Source organism: Paenibacillus sp. FSL R5-0345 (genome assembly GCF_000758585.1).
Taxonomy (GTDB): Bacteria; Bacillota; Bacilli; order Paenibacillales; family Paenibacillaceae; genus Paenibacillus_AQ.
The window spans coordinates 2,811,901-2,838,069 of the sequence record NZ_CP009281.1 but is presented as its reverse complement, the minus strand read 5'-3'; the positions used below and the strand labels follow the sequence as shown (position 1 = coordinate 2,838,069).

22 protein-coding genes and 1 pseudogene are annotated in these 26,169 nt (G+C 45.1%); 3 read left to right on the top strand and 20 right to left on the bottom strand.

All coding sequences use genetic code 11. From position 1 onward, the window contains the following. Positions 1-68: 68 nt before the first annotated feature. A complete protein-coding gene (locus R50345_RS12290; protein ID WP_042126913.1) occupies positions 69-2,795 on the bottom strand; it encodes a calcium-translocating P-type ATPase, SERCA-type in 2,727 nt (908 codons plus the stop codon). A gap of 834 nt (positions 2,796-3,629) precedes the next feature. Here R50345_RS12290 and R50345_RS31925 point away from each other — a divergent pair. Continuing rightward, positions 3,630-4,050, top strand: a pseudogene (locus R50345_RS31925) (cation/H(+) antiporter); the annotation flags it as partial. A gap of 31 nt (positions 4,051-4,081) precedes the next feature. Next, positions 4,082-4,939: a YitT family protein gene (locus R50345_RS12275; RefSeq protein WP_052414574.1), complete on the top strand. Its 858-nt coding sequence runs from the start codon at positions 4,082-4,084 to the stop codon at positions 4,937-4,939. 477 nt (positions 4,940-5,416) lie between these two features. Here the strand turns inward: R50345_RS12275 and R50345_RS12270 are convergent, their stop codons facing one another. The 4 genes from R50345_RS12270 to R50345_RS12255 form a co-directional block, all read right to left on the bottom strand. Next, positions 5,417-5,704, bottom strand: coding sequence for a stage VI sporulation protein F (locus R50345_RS12270; RefSeq protein ID WP_042126904.1), 288 nt, complete (start codon positions 5,702-5,704; stop codon positions 5,417-5,419). 66 nt (positions 5,705-5,770) lie between these two features. Further along, positions 5,771-7,822 (bottom strand): ATP-dependent DNA helicase RecG, encoded by a 2,052-nt coding sequence (gene recG, locus R50345_RS12265; protein WP_042126901.1) that lies wholly within the window; start codon positions 7,820-7,822, stop codon positions 5,771-5,773. 9 nt (positions 7,823-7,831) lie between these two features. Then, on the bottom strand, positions 7,832-8,695 hold the full coding sequence (locus R50345_RS12260; protein WP_042126899.1) for a DegV family protein: 864 nt from the start codon (positions 8,693-8,695) through the stop codon (positions 7,832-7,834). A gap of 84 nt (positions 8,696-8,779) precedes the next feature. Continuing rightward, positions 8,780-10,564 carry a DAK2 domain-containing protein gene (locus R50345_RS12255; protein ID WP_042126898.1) on the bottom strand — a complete coding sequence of 595 codons (1,785 nt, stop codon included), beginning with the start codon at positions 10,562-10,564 and terminating at the stop codon, positions 8,780-8,782. A 190-nt stretch (positions 10,565-10,754) separates the two neighbouring features. Between R50345_RS12255 and rpmB the strand changes: the two genes are divergently transcribed. After that, the gene (gene rpmB, locus R50345_RS12250) at positions 10,755-10,943 is read left to right on the top strand and encodes a 50S ribosomal protein L28 (RefSeq protein WP_036686205.1); all 189 of its coding nucleotides are present in this window, start codon (positions 10,755-10,757) and stop codon (positions 10,941-10,943) included. 102 nt (positions 10,944-11,045) lie between these two features. On the opposite strand, the gene spoVM is transcribed toward rpmB, so the two are convergent. The 15 genes from spoVM to R50345_RS12175 all read right to left on the bottom strand — a co-directional run bounded on the left by spoVM (position 11,046) and on the right by R50345_RS12175 (position 26,164). Next, positions 11,046-11,126, bottom strand: coding sequence for a stage V sporulation protein SpoVM (gene spoVM, locus R50345_RS12245; protein ID WP_020431362.1), 81 nt, complete (start codon positions 11,124-11,126; stop codon positions 11,046-11,048). Positions 11,127-11,304: 178 nt separating this feature from the next. Beyond that, a complete protein-coding gene (rpe, locus tag R50345_RS12240) occupies positions 11,305-11,970 on the bottom strand; it encodes a ribulose-phosphate 3-epimerase (RefSeq protein ID WP_042126895.1) in 666 nt (221 codons plus the stop codon). A gap of 3 nt (positions 11,971-11,973) precedes the next feature. Further along, positions 11,974-12,879, bottom strand: coding sequence for a ribosome small subunit-dependent GTPase A (gene rsgA, locus R50345_RS12235; protein WP_042126893.1), 906 nt, complete (start codon positions 12,877-12,879; stop codon positions 11,974-11,976). A 99-nt stretch (positions 12,880-12,978) separates the two neighbouring features. After that, positions 12,979-15,246, bottom strand: a complete 2,268-nt coding sequence (gene pknB, locus R50345_RS12230; protein ID WP_042126891.1) for a Stk1 family PASTA domain-containing Ser/Thr kinase — start codon at positions 15,244-15,246, stop codon at positions 12,979-12,981. Beyond that, entirely contained in the window at positions 15,246-16,019 is a 774-nt protein-coding gene (locus tag R50345_RS12225) for a Stp1/IreP family PP2C-type Ser/Thr phosphatase (protein ID WP_042126889.1), read from the bottom strand. The genes pknB and R50345_RS12225 overlap by 1 nt, the downstream gene beginning before the upstream one ends. 6 nt (positions 16,020-16,025) lie before the next feature. Continuing rightward, positions 16,026-17,066, bottom strand: coding sequence for a dual-specificity RNA methyltransferase RlmN (rlmN, locus tag R50345_RS12220; protein ID WP_042126887.1), 1,041 nt, complete (start codon positions 17,064-17,066; stop codon positions 16,026-16,028). Between the two features lie 151 nt (positions 17,067-17,217). Then, on the bottom strand, positions 17,218-18,618 hold the full coding sequence (rsmB, locus tag R50345_RS12215) for a 16S rRNA (cytosine(967)-C(5))-methyltransferase RsmB (RefSeq protein ID WP_081954061.1): 1,401 nt from the start codon (positions 18,616-18,618) through the stop codon (positions 17,218-17,220). Continuing rightward, positions 18,615-19,550: a methionyl-tRNA formyltransferase gene (gene fmt / locus R50345_RS12210; RefSeq protein ID WP_042126886.1), complete on the bottom strand. Its 936-nt coding sequence runs from the start codon at positions 19,548-19,550 to the stop codon at positions 18,615-18,617. Before fmt ends, rsmB begins: the two co-directional genes overlap by 4 nt. A gap of 4 nt (positions 19,551-19,554) precedes the next feature. After that, positions 19,555-20,040: a peptide deformylase gene (gene def / locus R50345_RS12205; protein ID WP_042126884.1), complete on the bottom strand. Its 486-nt coding sequence runs from the start codon at positions 20,038-20,040 to the stop codon at positions 19,555-19,557. 84 nt (positions 20,041-20,124) lie between these two features. Further along, positions 20,125-22,656 (bottom strand): primosomal protein N', encoded by a 2,532-nt coding sequence (priA, locus tag R50345_RS12200; protein WP_042126882.1) that lies wholly within the window; start codon positions 22,654-22,656, stop codon positions 20,125-20,127. Beyond that, a complete protein-coding gene (gene coaBC / locus R50345_RS12195) occupies positions 22,656-23,891 on the bottom strand; it encodes a bifunctional phosphopantothenoylcysteine decarboxylase/phosphopantothenate--cysteine ligase CoaBC (protein WP_042126881.1) in 1,236 nt (411 codons plus the stop codon). Before coaBC ends, priA begins: the two co-directional genes overlap by 1 nt. A gap of 228 nt (positions 23,892-24,119) precedes the next feature. Continuing rightward, positions 24,120-24,320: a DNA-directed RNA polymerase subunit omega gene (rpoZ, locus tag R50345_RS12190; RefSeq protein ID WP_036686188.1), complete on the bottom strand. Its 201-nt coding sequence runs from the start codon at positions 24,318-24,320 to the stop codon at positions 24,120-24,122. Positions 24,321-24,372: 52 nt separating this feature from the next. Next, positions 24,373-24,942, bottom strand: a complete 570-nt coding sequence (gmk, locus tag R50345_RS12185) for a guanylate kinase (RefSeq protein ID WP_042126879.1) — start codon at positions 24,940-24,942, stop codon at positions 24,373-24,375. A 19-nt stretch (positions 24,943-24,961) separates the two neighbouring features. Then, complete coding sequence (gene remA, locus R50345_RS12180; RefSeq protein WP_006209218.1) at positions 24,962-25,222, bottom strand: extracellular matrix/biofilm regulator RemA; 261 nt, start codon at positions 25,220-25,222, stop codon at positions 24,962-24,964. Between the two features lie 48 nt (positions 25,223-25,270). Beyond that, positions 25,271-26,164 (bottom strand): YicC/YloC family endoribonuclease, encoded by an 894-nt coding sequence (locus R50345_RS12175; RefSeq protein WP_042126872.1) that lies wholly within the window; start codon positions 26,162-26,164, stop codon positions 25,271-25,273. Positions 26,165-26,169 lie beyond the last annotated feature (5 nt).

Here is a 26,169-nt window from a genome sequence, read left to right as displayed (position 1 = left end):
TTGAGAAAGCCTGAATCCTCCGTTCTGGAGGGTTCAGGCTTTTTTTGTTGCTACAAAAAGTGGGATTTTTAGTCCCAGTTCTTGCCTCTACCGCTTAAACGTACAAACAGTTTTACAAGCTCTACGATCAATATAATCGCCAATGCTGCAGCAACGACGATTCCCCACTGTGATCCGCTTAAATGCGAGACACCAAACCAATCATTCAGTCCAGGGATGATGATTACCAGCACCAACATTAATGTAGAGATCAGTGATGCCCACAGCATATACCGGTTGCTGAACCAGCCAATCTGAAACAACGATTTCGTATTGGATCTGACGTTAAACGCATGAGAGATTTGCAGTAATCCTAATGTGGCGAATGCCATCGTAACCGCAATTCCCTCATTGTAATGCGTATGTGCCCATTGGTATACGAACAGTGTAAGCGCAGCCTCTAATATACCCTGGTAGATGATCCCGATTCCCACACCACCAGCAAAGATACTGCTGCTGGCTTTTCGTGGTTTTTTCGACATCAGATCGTCCCCCGCTTTTTCAAGCCCTAGGGCAAGCGCAGGTAGGGTGTCAGTAACAAGATTAATCCACAGGATATGAATCGGCTCAAGAATACGCCAACCGATCATTGTCGCAATGAATAGCGTAAGAACCTCACCAAGATTGGCAGAGAGCAGGAACTGGATTGCCTTACGGATATTGCTATATACTTTCCGTCCTTCTTCAACAGCAACAACTATGGTCGTGAAGTTATCATCTGCGAGCACCATGTCAGATACGCCCTTAGCCACATCTGTTCCTGTGATTCCCATTCCCACACCGATATCTGATGACTTAAGCGCAGGAGCATCATTCACTCCATCACCAGTCATGGCAACAATCTTTCCTTTTTTCCTCCACGCCTTCACAATCCGAACTTTATGTTCAGGAGATACCCGAGCATAAACCGAATAATCAATGACTTTCTCAGCAAATTCCTCTTCACTAAATTTATCCAGCTCACTCCCAGTTAATACACCTGTTTCATCTTCGATAATCCCTAATCTTTTGGCTATGGCCGCTGCTGTATCTCGATGATCTCCTGTAATCATTACAGGTCTTATCCCTGCTTTTCGACAGATGGCTACCGCATCCCGCACTTCCTCACGCGGCGGATCAATCATACCGACTAAACCGATAAATACTAGTTCTTTCTCTGTAGTATCCGGTGAGATATTGGACGGTAGCTGCTCTTCATCTCTGTAAGCAAATGCCAAAACCCGGAGTGCATCGTTCGCAAGCATTTTATTACTTTCCATGATTTGTCGTGAATGTTCCTCTTTAAAAGGGACGATTTCTCCATCCACAAAGATATGGCTGCATTTGGATAAAAGTACATCTGGAGCACCTTTCGTTAGTACACGATAACGCCCATTTTCAACTTCATGAATCGTCGTCATCAACTTGCGATCGGAGTCAAATGGCAGTTCGTTTTTACGCGGGAATTTCTTTTCTAAATCCCTTTTGTCAGTACCAATACTGAGTGCGTAGTCCACTAATGCAGTTTCCGTGGGATCGCCAATAATCGCTTTACCACTCTTGGTTTGCGGGTCCTTGGCTCCTTCATTCCCTCCAGAATCCTTAGGAGACTTCCCTTCGTCAATACTGGAATCATTACAAAGCGTCATGGCCTGAAGCAGAAGTTCGCCGCCTGGCGTCCCCTCAAGCCCTTCTACAGCTTCTTTCGTAGTTCCATTGACATGCACTTTTTCGACAGTCATCTTGTTCAGTGTCAATGTACCGGTCTTGTCAGAGCATATAATTTCGGTGCTTCCAAGCGTCTCTACAGCGGGGAGCTTGCGAATGATCGCTTTACGTTTAGCCATCCGCTGCACTCCGAGTGCTAAGATAATGGTAACAATGGCTGGCAGCCCTTCAGGAATCGCCGCTACTGCAAGTGAGATTGAGGTGAGAAGCATATCCAGCAGTTCTCTACCCTCAAATATGCCGACGGCAAAGATGACTACACAAACACCAAGAATAATAAAAGTAAAATATTTTCCTAGTTCGTCCAGTTTCTTTTGCAGCGGTGTGACATCATTCTCTTCTTCCGAGATAAATCCGGCGATCCTGCCGACTTCAGTCTGCATTCCTGTAGATGTGACTACACCAACCGCTCTACCGTAAGTTACATTACTGCTCATATAAGCCATATTGGTACGATCCCCGATAACAATATCGCTTCCCTCAAGCACACCTACCTTTTTTTCTGAAGGTAATGATTCTCCGGTTAATGCGGCCTCCTCTGTTTTCAAAGAAGCAGCTTCTAACAGCCTAATATCTGCCGGAACCACGTTTCCAGCTTCCAGCAACACAATATCCCCTGGCACGAGGTCCTCACTTTTAATCTCAGAAACCTGACCTCCACGCCGCACCCTGGCATGCGGAGAGGACATACTTTTTAGGGCATCTAAAGCTTGCTCTGCTTTATTTTCCTGAATAACGCCAAGCACCGCATTCAGGACTACTACTAACAAAATAATGATTGTATCTGTCCATTCTCCTAAAATCCCAGACAATACAGCTGCCACGAGCAAAATAAAGATCATGACATTTTTAAATTGCTCAATAAATTTTCCTAACAGTGATTTGGTCTTTGCCTCTTGAAGTACGTTCTTCCCATACTTCTCCTGAAGTTTAGCGGCTTCACCGGAAGACAAGCCATCTTTCCGAGTTTCCAGCCTTTTGAGCACTTCTTCCTCGCTCAGTGTATGAAAAGGAACCTGACCCTGCGATTTTGTTTCATTTGAATTCAAGACCATTGCCTCCTTCCGGGATTGAGATTCTGGTAAAACCTCTCATATGAGTCTTACCCAAAAAAGGCATGGTGATTCTAGAACGTTATGTACATTTTTAGAAATTCGGTTGTTCAGACTTCAAGCTCTATTACATGTAGTTCCAAACGATTACCTTCATCAATCTGGAACGTAACAAAATAACTGGTCGCTGCTCACAAATCGATGCATTTTTCGAATAGAATGATCATATAGGACTGCGCTAGAAAAAACCGTTAAAATCCCGCGATTTGCTCAAATTTATCCCTGCTGACTTAAACTTGATAATAAAAGATATATTTACTGCGAATTACTTCAATTATCCCCGTCAGTTTCTTATTTTCTTTACCTTTTAAAGAAGATTTTTCACAAAAAAATTTGGATTCATGTAAAAAGGTATGTTATGCTTTTTATACTATATGCAGTTGGGAGGTGTTATTTTAGTGCAATATATAGCGCGTATGTTCTTACTTTGGCTTCTTCGGATCTTTTTAGTTTTGGGTTTGATTTCCTCATTTCCAATCACTTGGTCTGGAAGCTTAACGACTACAAAACAAGAACATACAACTCCCGAAATTGAACACTATGAACGCAAATCTATACCTCCTGTGCGGACAGCTCCCAAAATCATTCCACAAATTGGAGCTATCAAAATAATTGAACAGTGGGGACAGCGCTCCATAGCATTAACCGCAATGCTCCCTTTACTTTCAATTATATTTCGTCCGGTAATTTATAAATTCATGCTTCGACTGCGGCTGTACGTGCTAAAATTCACTTCTCATTTCGTGAATATTAAACGACTACATTTATTGTGATTTCTCTGGGGCTATCTTCTTTAGCTTCGGACTGACAATAGATCCACTCACCTTGGGTATTGAGGCGCTCTGTTTCTCTCTCGCAGCAGTCTTTGATACACTAATCAGGAACTTTGTCGCAGGCTTGTTAGCCGGGCGCAGTGCCGGTCTCAGCCCGCGTGCTTCACCTTTTATCAGTTTAAGTATAGTCTCACATGGATATTTCTCGATTACTATGGCCAATTTGGATAAAGCAGGCGGACTACCGGCTATCCTACAGCCATTTGAGCTATATATGTACTTATTCTTGCTATCTTCGGACCCCTTCTAACGAAGGAATCTATATGGATTATAAAATATTGGATATAATATTCAAATTCGAGAAACGATATGCTGCAAAAATGTCCAAAAAGACTGACGTAGCATGCATACATGAATAAAGTTGTTTCCCCTGTTAAAGGAGGGAAAAAATTGAAAATCAAGACAAAGCAACATCAACAGCTACGTAACAATTCTATATTACGAGTTCTCACTGTTATTGCGGGAGCACTACTTGCCGCTGTAGGATTAGAATTATTTCTTATACCACATGGGCTTGTGGTTGGAGGAATCACAGGTTTATCAGCATTATTCGCTCATACCACTGAAATGCGGCTTGGATTGTTTCTGTTTCTATTCAATCTCCCTTTTATATTTATGTCTCGAAAGCAAGTGAATGTTCGCTTTGCGCTGTATACCGTACTAGGATTAACTTGCTTGACCATTGCTTCACTTGCTCTTCACCGTTTTCCTGCAGTCATTAGCGATCCTTTACCTGCTGCAATGGCAGGCGGGATCTGTTTAGGGCTTGGTATCGGAATATCTGTCCGATTCGGTGGTTTGAACAAACATGCCAGTGACCAAGGATATTCACTTCTGAGTGGCGGACCGCCAAAGTCAACTGAAATCGTCATCATGATTCTGAACTGTGCTATCTTGCTTATTGCAGGCACGTTATTTGGCTGGGAGCAAGCAATGTATTCCATTCTGGCTTACTTATTAGCCTTCGAAGGTGTGAGATTCTCACTCCGAGGATTATCCGCTTCTCGCGCTGCATGGATTACCAGCAGTCGTTGTATGGATATCCAAGAAGCGCTCGAAACTTCACTAGGTCGAGAAGTTGGGCTTGCTGAAGGCTCAGGGGAAAATGGAGAGCTTAGTACATTATTCTGTCTGATCAACAGAATGGAAGAACATCAGCTGCGGACGATCGTCCTTGATTGTGATCCCGACAGCCAAATTGTGTTCAAATCAGCTACTGTTGATCAAAGACAGGTTAACCAGCACTAATAACATATAGAGCTATTCTATAAGTTTATCTTCTTTGTTCGAAGACAGCCTTTATTATTCTAAGAGCCGCGTAAGTGAAGAAGCGCTTCCCAATAACCTGAGAAGCGCTTCTTTTTATGTTCTAGGCTGGGTTTGGATACCGGATCGGGCTCTCATAAACAATTAGGGAAAATCTCCTTATAATTCAGTCATTATTGCTCACCAGATCAATAATTAGAGAATTCCTCCCTATAATTCACCTGATTTGGTGGTAAATATAGATATTACTCCGATTTATAGGGAGGAATTCCCTGATTTAATTCATTTTGAGTAATTATCGGTTATTTTCAGAGAGCTTTTCCCTAATTACTCTCAAGACTTTAGCAGCAAAAAAAGAAACTGCCCATAAGTAGCATTCACTACTTTTGAGACAGTTTCTCCTCCTTTAGTACGCTGGGGATCAACCTCAAATCTACCCTATACTCGTTAGTGACTTTCCTAACGGAACATTCCCCACAAACGGATCAAATGGAAGGTGTTGTTCGGATCAATTTTCTGAGCGATTATAAATTTCACAATTTGGTCTTCCTGCGTCGAGGTCAATTTCTCGCTCAGTACACCTGACGCATTCCGTACCAGCCTGCGGACAACCGCCGGGTCCTGTAACTCCTGTTTCGAGATGCCGTTAATCATATTTTTGATACGATCTTTGACAGTCGAATTTTTCATCTTCAGCTTGATGCGTTCCACGAGCTGAGGGCTAATTCCGAATTGTTGATAACCCAAGTGTAGCACCTCCCGTCATATCCAATCTTTCACAGTATATGAGGCTGAGGTGCTAGATGTGCCTACTTAGTCAATTAATTCCCCTTGGAATATTTGCTCACCTTGTAAATAAAGCCGTAGCGGAGCATATTCAGGAGATGTCCAGAACTTCTCATCCTTAAGCAGTTCAGCCACATCATCACGCGCCTGCTCCAGCACTTCAAAGTCAGCCGTCATATCCGCCAGGCGGAATTCCGGTAATCCACTCTGCTTGGTTCCGAAGAAGTCACCAGGACCTCGCAGCTCCAAATCTCTCCGAGAAATCTCAAATCCATCATCTGTATCGGTCATCGCTGTCATTCGTTCACGCCCGATTTCAGATTTCGGATCAGCTACCAGTACGCAATAAGAGGCATGCTGCCCTCTTCCAACCCGTCCACGCAGCTGGTGTAGCTGAGATAATCCGAACCGGTCTGCATCCATAATAATCATCAGCGTGGCATTAGGAACGTCTACGCCCACCTCTACAACTGTTGTGGACACTAGGAGCTGCAATTCATTGTTATAGAATGCTCTCATCACTTCATCTTTTTCAGCAGGAGACATTTTCCCATGCAAGAGACCAACTTTATAGTTAGGAAAAGCTTGGCTCATCTGAATATGCAAATCAATCGCATTTTGCACATCCAGTTTTTCCGATTCTTCAATGAGCGGACAGATTAGATAAGCTTGGCGTCCCAGCTCTATTTCACGCTTAATCAGATTCAAGACACGATCCATGAGATCATGCTTGACCCAATAACTGGTTATTGGCACTCGGCCTTTCGGTCTTTCCGATAGAGTAGAAACATCCATATCTCCAAAAACTGAAATCGCAAGTGTACGCGGAATAGGCGTTGCAGTCATCGTAAGTACATCCGGATTATATCCTTTACGCCGCAATACACCTCGCTGGTTTACACCAAACCGATGCTGCTCGTCCGTTACTACGAGACCCAGATCACGGAAAAATACATCCTCCTGAATCAAAGCATGCGTACCTACAACGATATCGAGCATCCCCATTTGAAGAGAAGCTAGCAATTCTTTACGTTTCCGTCCAGTTACACTACCCGTCAAGAGCCCAACCGTAATGCCAAACGGCTCAAACATCTTTGTGAGAGAGCGCATATGCTGTTCCGCTAATATCTCAGTAGGCACCATAAGCGCCCCCTGAAATCCGGATCGTACGGTAGCAAAAAGCGCCACGGCCGCTAGCACCGTTTTACCAGAACCCACATCACCTTGAAGCAGTCGATTCATACAATATGGCGATCGCAGGTCATGTAAAATCTCCAGCTCCACACGTTTCTGAGCATCTGTAAGCTCAAAAGGTAAGCTGCGAACAAACTGACGAACGGTTGCGTTATCCACAGTATGAACTACACCATCCATCCTACCGCGATTGAGTACCCGGAATGCCTGCATCTTCAACTGGAACAGAAATAACTCCTCATACACCATCCTGCGGCGTCCCTGCTGGCCTTCACGTGTGTCCTCTGGCCTATGAATGGTAGCAATCGCCCGTTTACGGGGCATAAAATCATATTGTCTCATAATAGAATGCGGTAATATTTCGGGAATTAGGTCTCCATATTGCTGAAGTGCCTGATTAATGCTTTTCCGGATCCAAGACTGCGTGATCTTGCCACCGACAGAATAAACAGGTTGCAGTGTTCCTGTCTTCCCTTCCCCGCGATCGGGGAATTCATAATCCGTCACTGTAATTTGATTTCGCTTCTGGTCCCATTTACCTGTGAGTACAATTTCTCTCCCCACAGTAAGCTGCTCTCGCACGTAATGACGATTAAACCATGTTGCTGTGAACATCCAAGGCTCCGCAACCATTTTACAACTTAGTCGTGATTTGCCTCCAAAACGCTGCAGCACAGGGATACCGATCACTTTAGCCTCTGTAGTCACTTTATCCCCATGTTTGGTTTCACTCAGCGATCGTGGTCGATAATCCTCATAACGGAACGGATAATATTCTAACAAATCCTTTACCGTAAAGACGCCAAAGGCGTGAAGCTCGCTTTGCTTTTGAGCACTCACGCCAGTTATGTTTTTTACTTCAATTTGATTTAATGACAGTGTCATATCCATCCCTCATTTTGCAGGCCAAATGAATACAGCTAACGTACCGTTTCCGACATGACTACCCACGACAGGGCCAACGTTCGTCAGCACTTTCTCTTCTAATGTGAAGTGTCCTGACAGCTCTTGCAAGAACTCTTCACCGGAAGCCGGTTCAGCCGTATGACCCACGGCCACATTGATTTTGTCTACGCCTTGAATATCCTTCTTGAACAGTTCAATCATACGGGCAATTGCTTTCTTACGGCCTCTAACTTTCTCGACTGCATAAATTATTCCTTCTGCATCAATAGACAGGATCGGTTTAATATTAAGAAGCGTTCCCAGAATGGCCGAGGCTTTTCCAATTCTCCCGCCTTTTTGTAAATATTCAAGTGTATCTACCAAGAAGTAAAGCTTGCGCGATTGGCGTAAACTCTCTACAGCTTCAAGAATCTCTTCTGGACTCTTGTCCTCTGCAGCCAATCTGGCGGCTTCCACCACCATAAATCCAAAACCATAAGAAGCGGAGAGAGAATCAACCACTGTGATTCCTTCTCCCTCTTCCTCCAACATCGATTTAGCTAAAAGTGCAGATTGGTACGTACCGCTCAGTCCTGAAGAAATATGAAACGAAAGAATAGGACTTCCCGGATAACGTACCAGAATATCACGGTACACATTCATGTATTCAACCGGTGAAGGTTGAGAAGTAGTCGGCAACTGTGACGAGCGGGGAAGGCGCTCATAGAACTGCTCCGGAGTCATATCCAGATTGTCCCGGAAAGCCTCTTCGCCGAACATTAAGGTCAAAGGGACGACCTCAATGCCATACGTTTCCGCCATTGCTGGCGGGATATCAGATGTGCTGTCGGTGACGATGATGGTACGATTCATGGATTATCTCCCCCATACTATAATTTTGCCAACTACGTAATTAACAGATTGCCCTTGATCAATTATAGAGCCCTCAGTAACTATCTATGGCTCTACGGAGAAAAGATAATAATAAAGGGGTTGGCCACCCTCATGAATCTCTACTTCCACATTAGGGTAAGTCTCTTCCAGCCACTCACTTAATGAATCTGTGACCTCAGAATCGGTCTCAGCTCCAATAAGGATCGTAACAATTTCATCACCATTCTCAAGCATATTGGACAGCAGTGCCTGACTTGCAGCCAAGAGATCATCTGCGGCCGCGACAATTTTGGAGTTAGAAATCCCGATAAATTGTCCGGATTTAATCTCCAGATCATCGAAGCTTGTGTCACGGACAGCATTCGTTACTTGTCCAGATTTAACATGAGTAATTGCTTCTAGCATATTCCCTGAATTAGTCTCCACGGAATCCTCTTCTTGGAATGCGAAGGCTGCAGCAATGCCTTGAGGAATGCTTTTACTTGGAATAACTGTAATCTCACGTTCGCCCTCCAAGAGATCTTTAGCTTGCTGAGCGGCAAGCACAATGTTGGAGTTATTCGGAAGAATGTAAACATGCTTTGCAGATATAGAAGAGATCGCGTTCACGAAATCCTCTGTACTAGGATTCATAGTCTGACCTCCAGCAAGGACAACGTCCACACCGAGGCTCTTGAAAATATCGGCAATCCCAGCGCCTGATGATACTGCGATGAAGCCGTAAGGGGCTAAATCATCTGCTGGTGGTTCAGCTGGAGATGAATGCACTCGACTCTTCTCATCCGGCATATCAGCAAAAACATCGGGCATAGGTGCAATATCCATGCCTGCGGTTAGCAAGTCACGGTGTTGCTCACGCATGTTAAGAATGTGAATCTGCGTAATCTCCCCATAGAGGAGTGCCAGATTCAAGACTTCACCTGGAGACTTGGAATGCACATGCACTTTAATCGTTTCATCGTCCGAAATTACAATGATGGAATCACCATTTACTGACAACGCTTTCCTAAAGGTTTCCTCATCAAAATCCGTTCTCACGTTGCCGCCTAACTGACGATTAATGAAGAACTCCATATCATATAGAAATTCTATGTCCTCTGTAGAAAGCTGAGATTGCGCAGAAGACTGTACAGAAGACAGTTCACTTTCAGGTTTCTTTAACACCGGTATAGATGCTGGCACAACTGGTGCCTGAGGTTGTCCTTTTACAGGTTCAGACACACTGGAGCTTCCGCTCGTTAGATGCTGATGAAACCCTTCATAAATGTAGACCAGACCTTGACCGCCTGAATCTACTACACCGACTTGCTTCAAGACAGGCAATTGTTCAGGTGTATAGGCTAAGGCTTCTTTTGCTTTGGCCAATACCTCTGTCATAAGCTCTGTAACATCCGTGGTTCGGCGAGCAAAGTAGACAGCATGTCTTGCAGCCTCTTTAGCCACTGTAAGAATAGTTCCCTCTACAGGCTTCACAACCGCTTTATAGGCTGCGTCCACTCCGTTTTGCAGTGCAGCAGCGAATTGCTGTGTGTTCAGCTCATCATGTTGAGCTGCAGATCTGCTAAAACCTCTGAACAACTGGGACAAAATAACACCGGAGTTCCCCCGAGCGCCCATTAATAAGCCCTTAGAGAGTACACCTGCACATTGACCAACAGACGTAGTATTATTTTTCTTCAATTCATTCGCACCTGCGGTCATCGTCAAATTCATGTTTGTTCCGGTATCTCCGTCTGGAACCGGAAAAACATTTAGGGAATTGACGTGTTCTGCATGCTGTTGCAGCTTATCCGCTCCAGCCAATACCATAGCGGTAAAATCTGTTCCGTTTATAGAACGCTTACTCAATTGAGAATTCCCCTTCCTAACTTCATGCCTAATCATTCTATGATTAACAGGACATAATGCACTAATTTACATTGTACTATAAGTATTAAAAGAAATAAATGTTTTTGAATCGGTTGACGTAGCAAAATTTGCTGTGATATTATAGATAAGTATTGTTTATGCAGGTGTTAGGAATAAGGAGGTGTAATCTATGTCCCGCAAATGTGCAGTAACAGGCAAGAAACCGAGCAGCGGCAACCACGTGTCTCACGCCAATAACCGCAACCGTCGTTCTTGGGGAGTTAACGTTCAGAAGGTCCGTATCCTCGTGAACGGTAAACCAAAACGCGTGTACGTCAGCACCCGTGCTTTGAAAGCCGGTAAAGTTGAACGCGTTTAGTCTTTTGCAATTTTAAAGACCGAGCGATCACTCATATGAAGCAAAAAGCACCCTTTACATTTGTAAGGTGCTTTTTTTCATGTTTGCTGTTCTGTTTCAAGCTCAACTCTTCTGAAATGTGTTCAAAATCGCTTTAACAAAACCTCCTAAAAACCTAGGCAGCTTAAACGTGTAAAATTTCATGGTTTACCCTCCCATCAATTCATGCCGTACGCAGGAGACTTTCTTCTTGTTCTATCGTTAACGTACTGCAGTCCTCCCTGCCAAAACAAAAAAAGGCTACATGAGATTTCTGCTCATGTAACCATATTTATGCGTCAAGGACTTGGCCTATACCTTTAGTCGTAACAGCCTATTTTTTTTAACGAAGTGCCGCTTCCGCTGCTTCACGAATTTCAAGGATGGCTGCAGCACGATCACTCCGGCCAAAAACTGCATTTCCTGCAACCAAAACATCTGCCCCTGCACTGACAACCAATGGCGCTGTAGCTTCCGAAACGCCACCGTCAACTTCAATAAGCAAATTCGGATTGACTTCATTTGCCCATTCTCTAATTTGAGTGATTTTGCGCAAAGTGTTAGGAATGAATGCTTGACCTCCAAAGCCTGGATTGACGGTCATCACGAGAACCATATCCACATCCTCAAGCACCTCACGCACCGCTGATGCCGGAGTGCCAGGATTAATAGCTACTCCTGCCTTAAGACCCAATTCCTTGATCTGATGCACCACACGGTGTAAATGAACGCATGCCTCAGCATGTACAGTGATTACACTAGCGCCTGCGGCAGCAAAATCAGAAATATATCGTTCTGGAGACTCAATCATCAAATGAACATCAAGTGGAAGCTTGGTATGTACCGAGACCGCTTTTACGATGGGTGGACCAAGCGTTATATTCGGAACAAAATGACCGTCCATTACATCCACGTGGATCCAATCTCCACCACTGATCTCAGCTTCTGCAACCTCTGAGCCTAAACTTGCGAAATCGGCTGACAATATAGATGGTGCTATTCGTATCATGACTTAGTACCTCCGCTTTTTATCTTTCATTTCATTAAAAAATAATTTGTAATGCTCGTACCGGCTATCGGCGATTTTCCCAGCTTTCCATGCCTCGATGACTCTACAGCCTGGTTCATGCTGATGACTACAACCACGGAATTTACAATCTCCTGCGTAGTTGGAAAATTCACGGAAACAAGTAGAGAGCTCTTCAACACCAAGCTCAAGAAAATCAAGCTGACTAAACCCAGGGGTATCCGCCACAAAGCCGCCCCCGCCAATATCCATCAATTCTACATGGCGAGTAGTATGACGGCCACGGCCTAGCCGTAGACTGATCTCGCCTGTCTCCAGCTTAAGACCTGGAACAATACGATTCAATAAGGTCGACTTTCCTACCCCAGATTGACCCGCAAATACACTGATGCCGCCCGTAAGTCGCTTTCTTAGTTCATCACTGCCTGCTCCTGTAAGCGAGCTTGTAACCATCACTTCATAACCAATGTCCTCATAGAGCTCTTTAACATACTTAGTAGCTTCACCATCATCATTAGCCAAATCCTGTTTGGTCAGAACAATTAAGGGTTCTAGTCCTGAATGCTCAATATGAACCAGAAACTTGTCCAATAGGTTCAGGTTCATATCAGGCTCCCGCACAGAAAATAGCAGAACGGCAAGACTTACATTCGCTACAGGTGGACGGATTAGCTCAGATTCTCTTGGAAGAAGCTCATCCACCATCCCTTCTCCATGCTCAGTCAGCATATAGATTACGCGATCACCCACAAGGGGAGCGATCCCCTTTTTCTTAAGTATGCCTCTTCCTCTGCATTGGACAGAATCTTCCTCTGCCGCTATTAATCCTTCACGAAGCGGTTTTACGTAATAATACCCGCTTAACGCCTTTACTATTATTCCTTCAGGCATACATAGTGAGCCTTCCTCTCCTGATTTTGCGAAAATGACCCAAGTTTGAAATCCCCGGGTCACTTCGCTGCTACAACTGTTCAAGCACTTCTCCCCTGATTAGTTATCGCTTTTATCTTTAGATTTATTGTTGTTTTTATTATTGTGCTTATCATTATTTTTATTATTGTTCTTGTTGTTGCCATTATTGGTCGATTCATTATTCAGTGAACTGTTTGTAAGGAATCCCGTCTGGTTGGCTGATCCAGTATTAGTAGAACCTTCGTTGTCTGAACTTGGAGGCAGGATCTCTGGTTCAATGGTCGGTTCAGCAGTAGGAGTCGGTTCTATTGGTGTCTCAGTCGGCTGCGGAGTGGGAACCGTTGGTGGTTCAGGTTCTTGCACCGTGCCATTCTTCGCATCAATATATGGAATCACATAAGTGTCTAAAAGCACACCGTCCCGGGTAACAATAACAGAACCATCTTTATTCGGAGCAAGCACCAAATTAACGGACAATACTTGACTCTTTCCAATGGTACGCGTTCCCCAATCCTGTTTCTCTCCATTATTCCGCGCATCTACATACTCAATCCGAATTTTGCTCTTTTTCCCGTCCTGTGCAGGAGCTACCGGCACATTAAAGGTATAATTCAGGGCTTCAGGTGGATAACCTGTACTTAAGTAAATCGTAATCGCAGTTCCAGGAGGAACAGGGATACCTTTTTCATAAGCCCAAGTCTTCGTTACTTTACCTTCTTCAACCGTGAAGCTGGATTCTTCTTTCACATCACCAAGTACCAGCTTAGCGGCTTCGAGGGCTGCCTTTGCTTCACTCTCCGTCATACCGATGAGATCTGGCATCGTGACACTTTCTTCCCCTTTGCTGACGTAGAGGATGATTGAAACCGTCTCAGGATCAAACTCGCTGTCAAGGGCTGGGTCTGATTTTACAACCTTACCCACCGCCGTATTTTCATCGAAGAGAGGTTCATTCTTAATTTGAGTCTGGGGTACACCCTTTGCCATCAGCATTTTAACCGCTTCGTCGAAAGTGTAATTCGTTACATCTGGCATCTTAGTTAAAGGTTTCGCCGTATTCACAGTTAGAATTAGGGAGGCGCCCTTTTTCACTTTGGCGTCCTTTTCCCTACTTTGCTTCATGACCACATTCTCTTCGAAATTCGGACTGTAGTCATACAGTATAGGATCAGCAACCTCAAGCCCCAAATCCTCAAGTTCAGTCTTCGCTTGTTCCAGCTGTTTACCGACCACGTATGGAACCGATACTTCAGGAACAACTAATTGGGATTTAACGTACCACACGAGACTGGCCATAGCCAGCAGTAACACTAAAGTTAAACCAATCCATAATGCAGGTTTTGTCCATTGTTTCTTACCTTTTTTCACAGGCACCGGATCGTCATCATCATCTTCATCATTATCCATCCGGTCGTGGCGATGATTACGATTTCCATTGCTTCTTTGGATCGGTTTAATCGCCGGTATCACCCGCGTTCGATCCTCGTCTTCTTCATCGTTAAAAAGAACCTTGGCTTCACTACGCCGCTCAGGCAACAAGCAGGTTTCTAAATCCTGCAGCATTTGCTTTGCAGACTGATAGCGCTCCTCCGGATTCTTACGCATCGATCTCAGAATTACATTCTCGACACTTTGCGGGATAAGTGGATTCAAGAGCCTTGGCTCTTCAAACTCTTCTTGAAGATGCTTTAGAGCTACGCTAATCGGACTCTCCCCTAAGAATGGAAGACTCCCTGTAAGCATTTGATAGAGTACAATCCCTAATGAATAGAGATCGGACTTCTCTCCTGTAGAGACACCTTTTGCATGCTCTGGTGAGAAATAATGCACGGAGCCCACTACAGATCCTGTCTGAGTAATGGTTGTAGATGTAACCGCACGAGCAATACCGAAATCCGTTACCTTCACCCGGCCATTGCGCCCAATCAATATATTATGTGGTTTAATATCCCGATGAATAATTTGATTCTGATGAGCGTGATCGAGGGCATCACAGATTTGTGAAGCGATCCGTACGGATTCGTCAACTTGTAATGGCGCTCGTTCTTTAATAATTTCATTAAGATTCTTGCCCTCAATATATTCCATGACAATATAATGAATTTCGTCTTCTTGTCCTACATCGTAAATACTAACTACATTCGGATGAGACAAAGATGCAGCTGATTGCGCCTCCCGCCTAAAACGGCGGATAAATTCCTCATCATGTACAAATTGATTGCGCAATACTTTAATGGCGACGTTTCGGTTTAAAAGAATGTCATGTGCTCTATAGACGAGCGCCATTCCACCTCCGCCGATCCGTTCGATGACTTGGTAACGGCCGCCCAGTTCGTGACCGATCATCAATCCCACTCCTTTGTTTCGGGCACAGCGGCCTCTCCATGATGTTCTAACAAAGCGACGCTAATATTATCGCCGCCGCCAGCAAGCAGTGCCAACTGAAGTAAGCGGTCCGCTCTTTCCTCTAACGGTATCTCATGTATACCCGCTACCTTGCCCAAATGCTCATTGGTAACAAAATTACTTAAACCATCACTGCACAGAAGCAAAAGTTCCCCGGGTAGCAGAGTAACAGGAGTTAAATCAGCTACCACCTCCGCATCTGTTCCAAGTGCTCTCGTCAGCACATTACGTCGCGGATGATTATCTAATTCCTCCACACTGATCTGACCGTTCTTGAACAGCTCATTGACTAGCGTGTGATCCTCGGTTAATTGAACTGCTGCACTGTCCTTTATTAAATAGGCTCTGCTGTCCCCGATATGGCCAATATAACCACTTGAGCCATTCATCAAGGCAGCAACGACAGTGGTACCCATATTGTGATACTTATCGTCGCTGGAAGCCTCCTTAAAAACAGTGCTGTTAGCTTCCAAAATAGCAGCTGATAACGCATCACGCAGGGCTTCGTCTTGAAGCTCAGGCAGGAGCCCCTCCAGGGTATTCCTCATCGTCTCCAAAGCGAGCCTGCTCGCGGTTTCACCAGCCTGATGTCCACCCATCCCATCGGCAATTATGCCGAGTGTATAACCGTGGCGCGTCGTGCCGATCCAGACCGAATCCTCATTGACAGAGCGCACTCGGCCAATATCGCTGGCATGAACTGTTCTGATCAAATATCCTCACCCCAACTCCATATGTTTGGCACGCAGCTGTCCGCATGCGGCCGCGATATCATGGCCTTGCTCACGGCGAATGGTAACATTCACACCGTTGTCAGCCAAAATACGTTGAAACTCAAAGATATCATTGCGTGAAGTACGTACATATTTCCGCTCTGGCACGTGGTTTACTGGAATCAAATTGACGTGGCACAGCATGTTTTTAAGCACACCTGCTAATTCCTCAGCATGCTCCGGCTGATCATTCACCCCACCGATCAAAGCATACTCAAAGCTGACACGTCGTCCCGTCTTAGCTTGATAATAGCGTAAAGATTCAATCACATCATCAAAAGGAAAGCGGCGGTTAACCGGCATTAGCTTTGAACGAAGTTTATCGTTAGGTGCATGAATCGAAATCGCCAAATTTATCTGTGTATCTTCTTCTGCAAATTTATAAATGCTCGGCACAATACCGCTAGTGGAAACAGTAATATGCCGTTGTCCGATATTCAAGCCTTTCTCATGAATCATAAGACGCAAGAATCTCATGGTTGCATCATAGTTCTCAAACGGCTCGCCAGTACCCATGATAACAATACTGCTGACACGTTCACCGCGCGCATCCAAGATCTGTTGGGAACGTACCACTTGGGCTACAATTTCACCCGCAGTCAAATCTCTCTTCAACCCACCAAGCGTAGAGGCGCAGAATGTACAACCGATTCGGCAGCCTACTTGGGTAGTTACACAGACGCTATTACCGTAATTATGTTTCATGATAACTGTCTCAATCGCATGATCATCATGCAATCCAAACAGGAATTTTACTGTTCCATCTTTCGATTCCATTTTAGTAATCTCAGTGAGCGCTGCAATGGAGAATTGATCATTAAGCTTCTGACGAAGTCCTTTAGACAAATTGCTCATGGCTTCGAAGTCACTTACACGTTTTACATACAACCAATCAAAAATCTGTCCACCACGAAAAGCAGGCTCACCGTTATCTTTCGCCCACTGCTGTAACTCTTCTAAAGAAAAATCATATATTAAAGGTTTCATTATTATTAGCACCTGTTCTTTCATAAGGATATGCGTATTATTTCTCATTCTTCCTATTTTAACACAAATTTCAGAGACGGTAAAAGAAATAGCCCGCCGTACGGTAGCCCGGCGGGCAAAAGATACAACAATTGTCAGTAAATTTACTATATTACAAGACTCTTTGAAGCTTAGAGATATAGAATCCGTCGCTGCCATAGTGATGCGGCAATAATTGAATTCCCTCACCTTCAGCCAGTGCAGTACCTTCCAATCTATCCCATAACGGGGAAGCAAACGTTATAGAAGTGAAATCAGGATTCTGCTTCAAAAAGGCAGCTACAACTTCACGGTTTTCCGCTTGTTCAGTCGTACAGGTACTATAAACCAGAACCCCACCCGGCTTCAACAGTTTGGAGACCGACTGCAGGAGCTGACCTTGTAGTGACGCTACGCTTGTAACGTCCTCAGGCTGCTTACGCCATTTGAGATCTGGCTTACGGCGGATTACCCCAAGCCCAGAGCAAGGAGCGTCCAATAGAATTCTATCGAAGGAATGATGCTCTAAGGTATGCTCTAGCTCCAGCGCATCTGCACTGCCTGTTACTACACTTTCGAGACCTAGTCGCGCAGCTTGATCCGAGATAAGCTTAGCTTTATGCGGATGCAGATCGTTAGCAAGAATAGACCCTTCATCTTTCATCAGCTCGCCCATATGCGCTGTTTTGCCCCCAGGTGCGGCACAGCAATCAAGAACTCGCATTCCAGGCTCAGGTGCAACAGCTTCAGCTACAAGCATGGAGCTTTCATCCTGAACAGATATAAATCCATCCCGATACCAAGAAGAAAGAGCGAGATTACCGCCGCCTTTTACAACAATACCATATGGACTAACTTCAGAAGCAGAAGCTTGCAAACCTTGTTCAACCATCTGACTCAGTAGCGCTTCACGGCTAATCATTGTTGTATTTACACGTACACTGACAGCAGGTGGCTCATTATTAGCGGTGCAGATAGCTTCCGCAGTGTCAACACCATACTCGGTAATCCAGCGCTCCACTAACCATAAAGGATGGGAATACTGAATGGATATCCGTTTCGCCGGGCTCAATTCATCAGGTATAACCGGTAGATCTCCAGCGCGAAGCACACTACGAAGCACGCCATTAACCATACCCGAGATTCCTTGATGGCCCTTTTTCTTAGCTATATTAACAGCCTCGTTCACAGCTGCATGAGACGGTATGCGGTCCAGATACATAATTTGATATAAGCTTAGTCGCAATAAATTACGCACCCAGGGCTGCAATTTAGCGATCCCTTTGCTAACAAATTCCTCTAGCACATAATCAAGTGTGTTCATACGAGAGATGGTGCCATAGACAAGCTCAGTAACTAGTCCAGCATCTTCTCTGCTAAGAGCAGACTTCTGCAGACTGCTGTTCAAGAGTAGGTTGCTGTATGCACCTTGCTGTTCGACCTTTACCAGAATATCGAGTGCGATATCCCGGGCAGAGGCTGTATTAGCTTTACCTTTGTTTCCGGCACCGCCCTTTTTACCGCCCGCGCTCAACCTAGCACCGTCCCTGGTTTCATGACACCGCCACGGCTAAAGTCCGCAGCACTCATAGCTTTCTTACCAGAAGGCTGAACAGTAGTTAGCAGCAGACTTCCGTCTCCAGTCTTAACCTCGACACCTTGTTCAGTAACCGAAAGCACCGTTCCTGGCGCACTGTCAGTTGATTTCTGTTCAGCGGGAATTTTTGAAGACCAAACTTTAAAGGTCTCTCCATTCCAGAGTGTAAACGCACCTGAAAAAGGAACCAGCCCACGGATTCTATTATAGCTATCACGAGAACCAGCGTTCCAATCCAAACGCTCATCCTCACGATTTAGGTTGGGTGCGAAGGTTGCTTGACTATCGTCTTGCGGGGTAGCTTGAACACGACCGTTTACTAATCGCGGCATTTCAGACTTCAAGAGATCACGTCCAGCAAGGCTCAGCTTCTCGAACATCGTGCCGGAAGTATCCTCATCCTCGATAGCCACCTCGACGCGCGAGATCATATCTCCAGTGTCAAGTCCTTCAGCCATATACATCAAAGTAACGCCGGTAACCTTCTCACCGTTAATGATACTACGTTGAATCGGTGCACCCCCCCGGTATTTAGGAAGTAATGAACCATGAACATTCACACAACCATTACGCGGCAAATCCAATACAGCTTTAGGCAAAATTTGACCATAAGCAGCTGTAACAATCAGGTCAGGCTCATATGCAGCTAACTCTGCAACAGCCTCAGGTTTGCGCATCCGTTCAGGCTGGAGCACAGGTAAACCGAGAGATAATGCGGCTTCTTTAACTGGTGAAGGAGCCAAGATCTTTTTACGTCCTTGCGGTCGATCTGGTTGGGTGACGACTGCTACAACTTCATAGCCTTCATCCATCAGCATTTGCAAGCTTGGTACCGCAAAGGCCGGGGTTCCCATGAATACAATCTTCATATCTTCACTCCTCAGTCTCATTGCGTTCAGCTGTCATCTCGTATACTTTTTCAGCGATATCGGTAAACAGTACTCCGTTCAGATGGTCAATCTCATGTTGAAAAGCCCGAGCAAGTAAACCACTGCCGGTAATGGTAATTTCTTTTCCCTCACGGTTAAGACCACGTACGGTTACTGTCTCTGCACGGCGTACATCACCATTCAATCCGGGAATACTAAGACATCCTTCAGGTCCTAGCTGCTCCCCTTCTGTACCGATGATTTCCGGATTAATCATTTTGATCAGCCCGTGCTCTTCATCTGCATCCACCACAATTAGGCGCTTCAAAATACCAACTTGTGGAGCTGCCAGCCCTACACCTTCAGCGTCATACATCGTATCAGCCATATCATCTAACAATTTTTTGACATTAGGTGTAACTACAGTTACTTCTTTTGCTATTTTGTGCAACACTTCATCCGGTTCCTTAACGATCATACGTATCGCCATTACAAACACCTTCCCGTTCTGTACATCTCTATATTTAGAGTTTATTGATCTAGCTCTTTTTTTACATTGTAACATGATAACGATTTACATCAACATTTGCGGATCTACATCAATGCTGATTTGGAGCCCTGTATCCCGAACAGAATCCTCCAACTCCTCAGCCACTTGCCGAACAAGCCCAATCACATCGATGGCGCCGCGCCATTTTATCATACACTGGAATCTATATCTACCCTTCAAGCGAGGGATTGGTGAAGCTACTGGACCTAACAGATCGAGTACATCGTTAGTTAACTTATCCAGACTCCCATACCATCTAAGCTGTCTGGCCTTCCCCTGAAGATTCATAGCGTAATTCTCTGCCATCCGGAGTAATAGCGGTAATTGCTCATGGGATAATGTAACGAGTATCAATCTGCAATAAGGTGGATAATGTAACCCTCTACGATGCTTTAACTCCTCCCTTACAAAAGAGAGATAGTCATGCCCGCTAGCATGAACAATAGAATAATGCTCCGGTGTATAGGACTGAACAACTACCTCACCCGGAAGCTGATGCCGGCCTGCTCTTCCAGCAACTTGTGTAAGCAATTGGAAGGTCTTTTCAGCTGCACGAAAATCGGGCAAGTTCAACGCTGAATCTGCAGTTATTACGCCAACAAGAGTTACGTCGGGAAAATCCAATCCCTTCGCTACCATCTGTGTGCCTAGCAGAACATCCGCTTTTTTGTCTCTGAATTGGTTGAGTAATTTCTCGTGTGAACCCTTTTCTGTCGTTGTATCAACATCCATACGTATCACCCGTATACCAGGAAACAACTTGCCAAGCTCTTCTTCCACTCGCTGAGTTCCTGTTCCGAAGAATCGGATATGCTCACTTGCGCACTCTGGACAAAGCTTAGGTGCTGGCTCGGCATGACCACAATAATGACATCGCAAATTGTCACTACGGCTATGATACGTTAACGAAATATCACACTCCGGGCAACCTGCCACATATCCGCAACTTCGGCACATGACAAACGTTGAGAACCCTCTGCGGTTAAGCAATAAAACCGTCTGTTCTCCACGTTCCAGTCTTTCAGCTAGTGCAGAATGCAGCTTCCGACTAAACATGGAGCGATTACCTTCTTTAAGCTCTTCCCGCATATCCACTACATTCACCTTGGGAAGCTCGTTGCCAAGTGCGCGAGTAGGCATTTCTAAAAGTACTGGTGAAAAATGAATATCACTCTGTGCTCTGGCAGCATGATAGCTTTCTAACGAAGGCGTGGCGGAGCCTAAAATCACAGCTGCCCCACACTGCTCGGCTCTGCGAATCGCAGCATCACGGGCATGATATTTCGGATTTTCCTCCTGCTTATATGAGGTCTCATGTTCTTCATCCATAATAATCAAACCCAGGTTAGAGAACGGAGCAAACACTGCTGATCGGGCACCAACGGCAACCGTAGCCTTTCCTTCGCGGATTTTGCGCCACTCATCGTAACGCTCACCTACAGACAATCGGCTATGCATTACCGCAACACCACTTCCAAAACGTCCTTTAAAACGTTCCACCATCTGCGGTGTTAATGCAATTTCTGGAACGAGCACTACGGCCTGTCTGCCCTGATCCAAGCAACGTTTGATACATTGCAAGTAGATTTCTGTCTTGCCGCTCCCCGTAACGCCATGTACCAGAAATACTTCATGTAGTTGCTCTTCTAGTGTTCGTGAAATTCGAGTGTATACAATCTCTTGCTCTGCAGTAAGTGGCAGAGGCGTAGTAGGCTTAAAGTCACGTCCTTGATAAGGGTCGCGATAGACTTCAATCTCGCTGATTTCGATGAAGCCTTTTTCCTCTAAACCCTTTACCGTACTTGCCGTGACTTGAAGGGCTGACAAGACTTCCTTAAGCGCCATAGGGAGTGTAGCTTCTCTTTCGATTAGAAAGCTTAGCACTTCCTTCTGTCGCGCAGATTTTTTAGGAAACTTACTCAACGCCTCACGCGCAGCCGTAATGCCTATCGCCAGATCTACCGCTTTCAGCTTTTTCTTGCCCATTTTATCTTTGATTGATTGGCTCTCTACAAGAACTCCGCGCCGCAGCATGAACTTCACCGTTTCCGCAGCCTCCGGAAACGCACGGGTAAGTTGCTTCATGGAAACTTCGCCATTACGTCCAATAAATTCAGTGATTAGTCGTTCCTCATTCTCTGTCTCAGCAAACATAGGGAATAATTCATCATCAGGGAATGCTGTCTCTTCTTCCACAACTCCTAATGAAATCAGTCGTTCTGCCTTCCCCTTAAGAGCGGTGGGCAGCATCGCTTGAAGGGCAGAAATTCGTCTGCAGGCATATCTTTTACTCATCCAGTCTGCTAACTCAACTAATTCAGGGGATAACGGTGGAAGCAGATCAAGTACTTCTTGAATAGGCTTAAGTGCAGGATTCACTACTGTTTCTCCTGACTCTAACGAAACAACAAACCCTTGCACCGTACGGTGTCCAAACGGGACTGCTACTCGGCTGCCCACTTCAATCCATAATTTCAGTGATTCTGGAATACTATAATCAAATGGCCGGTCAGTGCTGCGTACAGGCACATCCACAATGACCTTGGCAATATCCATTATAATGAAGCTCCAGAAATGCGCTCTGCCACAAGTGTCAGCAAACGGCGTGCGACCTCATCCTTAGACAATTGTGGCAATTCAAGCACCAATCCATCTGCATCATAAATCGATACAATATTCGTATCCGATCCAAATCCGGCTCCTGCAGCCGCTACGTTGTTAGCAACGATGAGATCGCAGTTTTTTCGGACCAGCTTGTCCTTTGCATAAAATTCTGTGTTTCCCGTCTCCGCTGCAAAACCGATCAAGAACTGCTTATCCTTGTTCTTACCTAGCGTTTCGAGGATATCCGTTGTTTTTATAAGCTCAAGAGTCAGCGTATCTCCACTTTTTTTAATTTTGGATTGCTCGCTATGCTTCGGACGGTAATCCGATACAGCCGCTGCCTTAATCATGATATCGCAGCTATCCCAATGGGCAGTAACTGCTTCATACATTTCTTGTGCGGATTGAACACGAATAACAGAAATATCCGGGTCCTGCGGAGGCGCTTCATCTGTTCGCGCAGCAATCAAGGTAACATCTGCCCCCATAGCACGTGCAGCACGTGCCACAGCAAACCCCATTTTACCAGAGGAATCATTGGAGATATAGCGTACCGGATCAATCCGTTCAACTGTACCGCCAGCTGTGATGACAATCTTTTTACCCTTGAGTGCACTAGACTTCGCACTTTCTTGCATTGCAAAAAAATCCTCCACATAACTTACGATTGTCTCAGGCTCCTCTAAACGGCCTTTACCTACGTAACCGCATGCCAGCAGACCTTCCCCAGGTTCAATAAACTGAATACCACGTTTAGCCAGGGTATCCAAATTGCTAAGTACAGCGGGATGCTGATACATATGGACATTCATAGCTGGTGCCACCATTACAGGTGCAGTAGTAGCGAGTAACGTAGTAGATAACATATCATCCGCAATTCCATGCGCCATCTTGGCAATCATATTCGCAGTTGCTGGCGCTACTATTACAAGATCCGCTGAATCGGCCAAATCAATATGCGAGATGGAAGATGGGTCACGTTCCTGAAATGTATCACTATAAACTCGTTGCTTCGACAGTGACTGTAGAGTTAATTCTGTAATGAACTGCTTTGCCGATGCTGTCATAATGACATGAACCTCGGCTCCTTTTTGGACAAGCTTACTGGTCAGGGACGCTGCTTTGTAGGCCGCAATACCTCCTGTAATCCCAAGTAAAATAGTCTTCCCCTTCAAGCTCTTCAACATGATCTCCCCCCTGTTCCCTACTCTTACAACGAATGATCTATTACTTTACTTCTTATATTTTGAGAAAAAAATAACAACCTTCCGGTTGTCAGAAACAGCCCGGTTTTGGGCTATCATCATTCATTAAAGATCCATAAATGCTCCATAACCCAAGAAGAAACGGCATCGCCTAATTACAACTAGGCGGTATCCGTTTCTACAAAAGGGAATATCTAAATAGGCTTGCGACTACTCTTCACCGCGGGTAAGCGTAATGCGATCTTCGTAAATTTCTTCAAGAGCAACACCAACGAATTTATGCGATCTAGGGTTCTTCACATCTGTCTTACCACCCTCACGCAATTGTCTAGCACGACGTGCTGCGGCTACAACGAGCGAATACTTACTGTCAACCTTGGTCATCATTTCATCAATGGATGGATATAGCACAGGGACACCTCTTCATAGTTTACTGGTAATACATTCAATCTTTCAGCATACATTATCTGACTTTACAATGTTCGGCGATAATGATGCTTTCTATTCTCTTACAAGCCAGATCAATCTCATCATTCACAACAGCATAATCATAATGCTGCATTAGATTTATCTCATCCTCCGCTACGGTCATGCGGTGATCGATCACATCTGGATGTTCCGTACCCCGTCCGCGTATGCGGTCCTTCAACTCGTCCATAGAAGGTGGAAGAAGGAACACAAAAATACCTTCAGGAAATTTCTCTTTGACTTTGAGAGCTCCCTGAACCTCAATTTCGAGAATAATGTCTTTGCCGCTATTGAGAGTTCTCTCTACAAAATCACGTGGAGTACCGTAAAAATTACCTACGTACTCCGCATATTCAAGCAGTTGATCGGCTTCTATCATAGCCGCAAACTGCTCTTTGCTTTTGAAAAAATAGTTCACACCGTCTTCCTCACCCGCACGCGGACTACGAGTAGTAGCTGATACTGAGTAGACAAGTTCGGGCATCTTCGGACGTAGCGCAGTACATACAGTACCTTTACCTACGCCGGAAGGTCCGGATAATATGATGAGCAATCCTTTTGACATAATACACTCCATTTAGTTGTTATTCGTCGTTGTCGTCATCTTTACTGGATAAGCGATGCGCCACAGTCTCCGGCTGTACAGCCGACAAAATGACATGATCACTATCTGTAATGATTACGGCACGAGTCCGTCGGCCATAGGTGGCGTCGATCAACATATGTCGATCACGAGCCTCCTGGATAATACGTTTGATTGGTGCAGATTCCGGACTGACGATGGAAATAATGCGATTGGCGGACACAATATTCCCAAAGCCAATGTTGATAAGTTTAATTGCCATGTTCCGGTAGTTCCCCCCATAAAGTTCTATGCTATTACCTGTTCCCGGTTACTCTATGTTTGCCGCTTGTTCGCGAATCTTCTCTAGCTCTGCTTTCATGTCTAGCACAAGACCCACGAGAGTTAAATGATTGCATTTCGACCCGATTGTATTCGTCTCCCGGTTCATCTCCTGAATGAGAAAATCCAGCTTGCGTCCTACCGGCCCTTTCCCCTTCAGGAGGGTTCTGCATTGTTCGAAATGACTATACAACCGGGTCAACTCTTCATCAATATTACAGCGATCAGCAAAAATAGCGATTTCCATCCCGAATTTATGCTCATCAAAAGCGAACGTCCCATCATTCAGCTCATTCAATCGATGACGTAGCTTGTCACGATATTCAATGACTACAACAGGAGCAAGTTCAACCATTTCAGCATGCATGGTCTCAAGATAGGTGAGACGCTGTTCAAGATCAGCGACTAGAAAACTGCCTTCACGGGCGCGCATCTCCAGCAGAGACTGCAAACTCTGCTCAAGTCCCGTCTCCAACATTTCAGAGTAGTCTTCTAAGGCCGCGGACACGGCACCCGCAGCCTCATCTTTGCTTTCCATAATACCGGGTATAGAAAGTATATCACGAAGAGTCAACTCACCGGACAAACCATACTCGTTCTTAAGCTGATCTGCTGCCTTAAGATAAGTCATGACAGCAGAGCGATTCAGAACCGGTCCGGAAGACGACTCATCATGCTCTCTATTGATGGTAACATCTATCCTTCCCCGTTTGACGTGCTGTTGAACCTTTCTTCTCAGCACATCCTCATAACCCGTCCAATCCCGGGGCATCCGCAGTACAACTTCGCAGTACCGGTGATTCACCGATTTCACTTCGAACATAATCTTGTAGCCGCCGAATTGCAGGGACGATTGACCGTATCCGGTCATGCTAAATGACAACGGAA

Coding starts and splice junctions, on each gene's coding strand:
- rpe (WP_042126895.1), bottom strand. CDS start 11,970: ATGATACGAATAGCACCATCTATATTGTCAGCCGATTTCGCAAGTTTA.
- rsgA (WP_042126893.1), bottom strand. CDS start 12,879: ATGCCTGAAGGAATAATAGTAAAGGCGTTAAGCGGGTATTATTACGTA.
- spoVM (WP_020431362.1), bottom strand. CDS start 11,126: ATGAAATTTTACACGTTTAAGCTGCCTAGGTTTTTAGGAGGTTTTGTT.
- pknB (WP_042126891.1), bottom strand. CDS start 15,246: ATGATCGGTCACGAACTGGGCGGCCGTTACCAAGTCATCGAACGGATC.
- recG (WP_042126901.1), bottom strand. CDS start 7,822: ATGACACTGTCATTAAATCAAATTGAAGTAAAAAACATAACTGGCGTG.
- gmk (WP_042126879.1), bottom strand. CDS start 24,942: ATGTCAAAAGGATTGCTCATCATATTATCCGGACCTTCCGGCGTAGGT.
- rpmB (WP_036686205.1), top strand. CDS start 10,755: ATGTCCCGCAAATGTGCAGTAACAGGCAAGAAACCGAGCAGCGGCAAC.
- fmt (WP_042126886.1), bottom strand. CDS start 19,550: ATGAAGATTGTATTCATGGGAACCCCGGCCTTTGCGGTACCAAGCTTG.
- remA (WP_006209218.1), bottom strand. CDS start 25,222: ATGGCAATTAAACTTATCAACATTGGCTTTGGGAATATTGTGTCCGCC.
- R50345_RS12260 (WP_042126899.1), bottom strand. CDS start 8,695: ATGAATCGTACCATCATCGTCACCGACAGCACATCTGATATCCCGCCA.
- priA (WP_042126882.1), bottom strand. CDS start 22,656: ATGGATATTGCCAAGGTCATTGTGGATGTGCCTGTACGCAGCACTGAC.
- def (WP_042126884.1), bottom strand. CDS start 20,040: ATGGCGATACGTATGATCGTTAAGGAACCGGATGAAGTGTTGCACAAA.
- coaBC (WP_042126881.1), bottom strand. CDS start 23,891: ATGTTGAAGAGCTTGAAGGGGAAGACTATTTTACTTGGGATTACAGGA.
- rlmN (WP_042126887.1), bottom strand. CDS start 17,066: ATGAAACCTTTAATATATGATTTTTCTTTAGAAGAGTTACAGCAGTGG.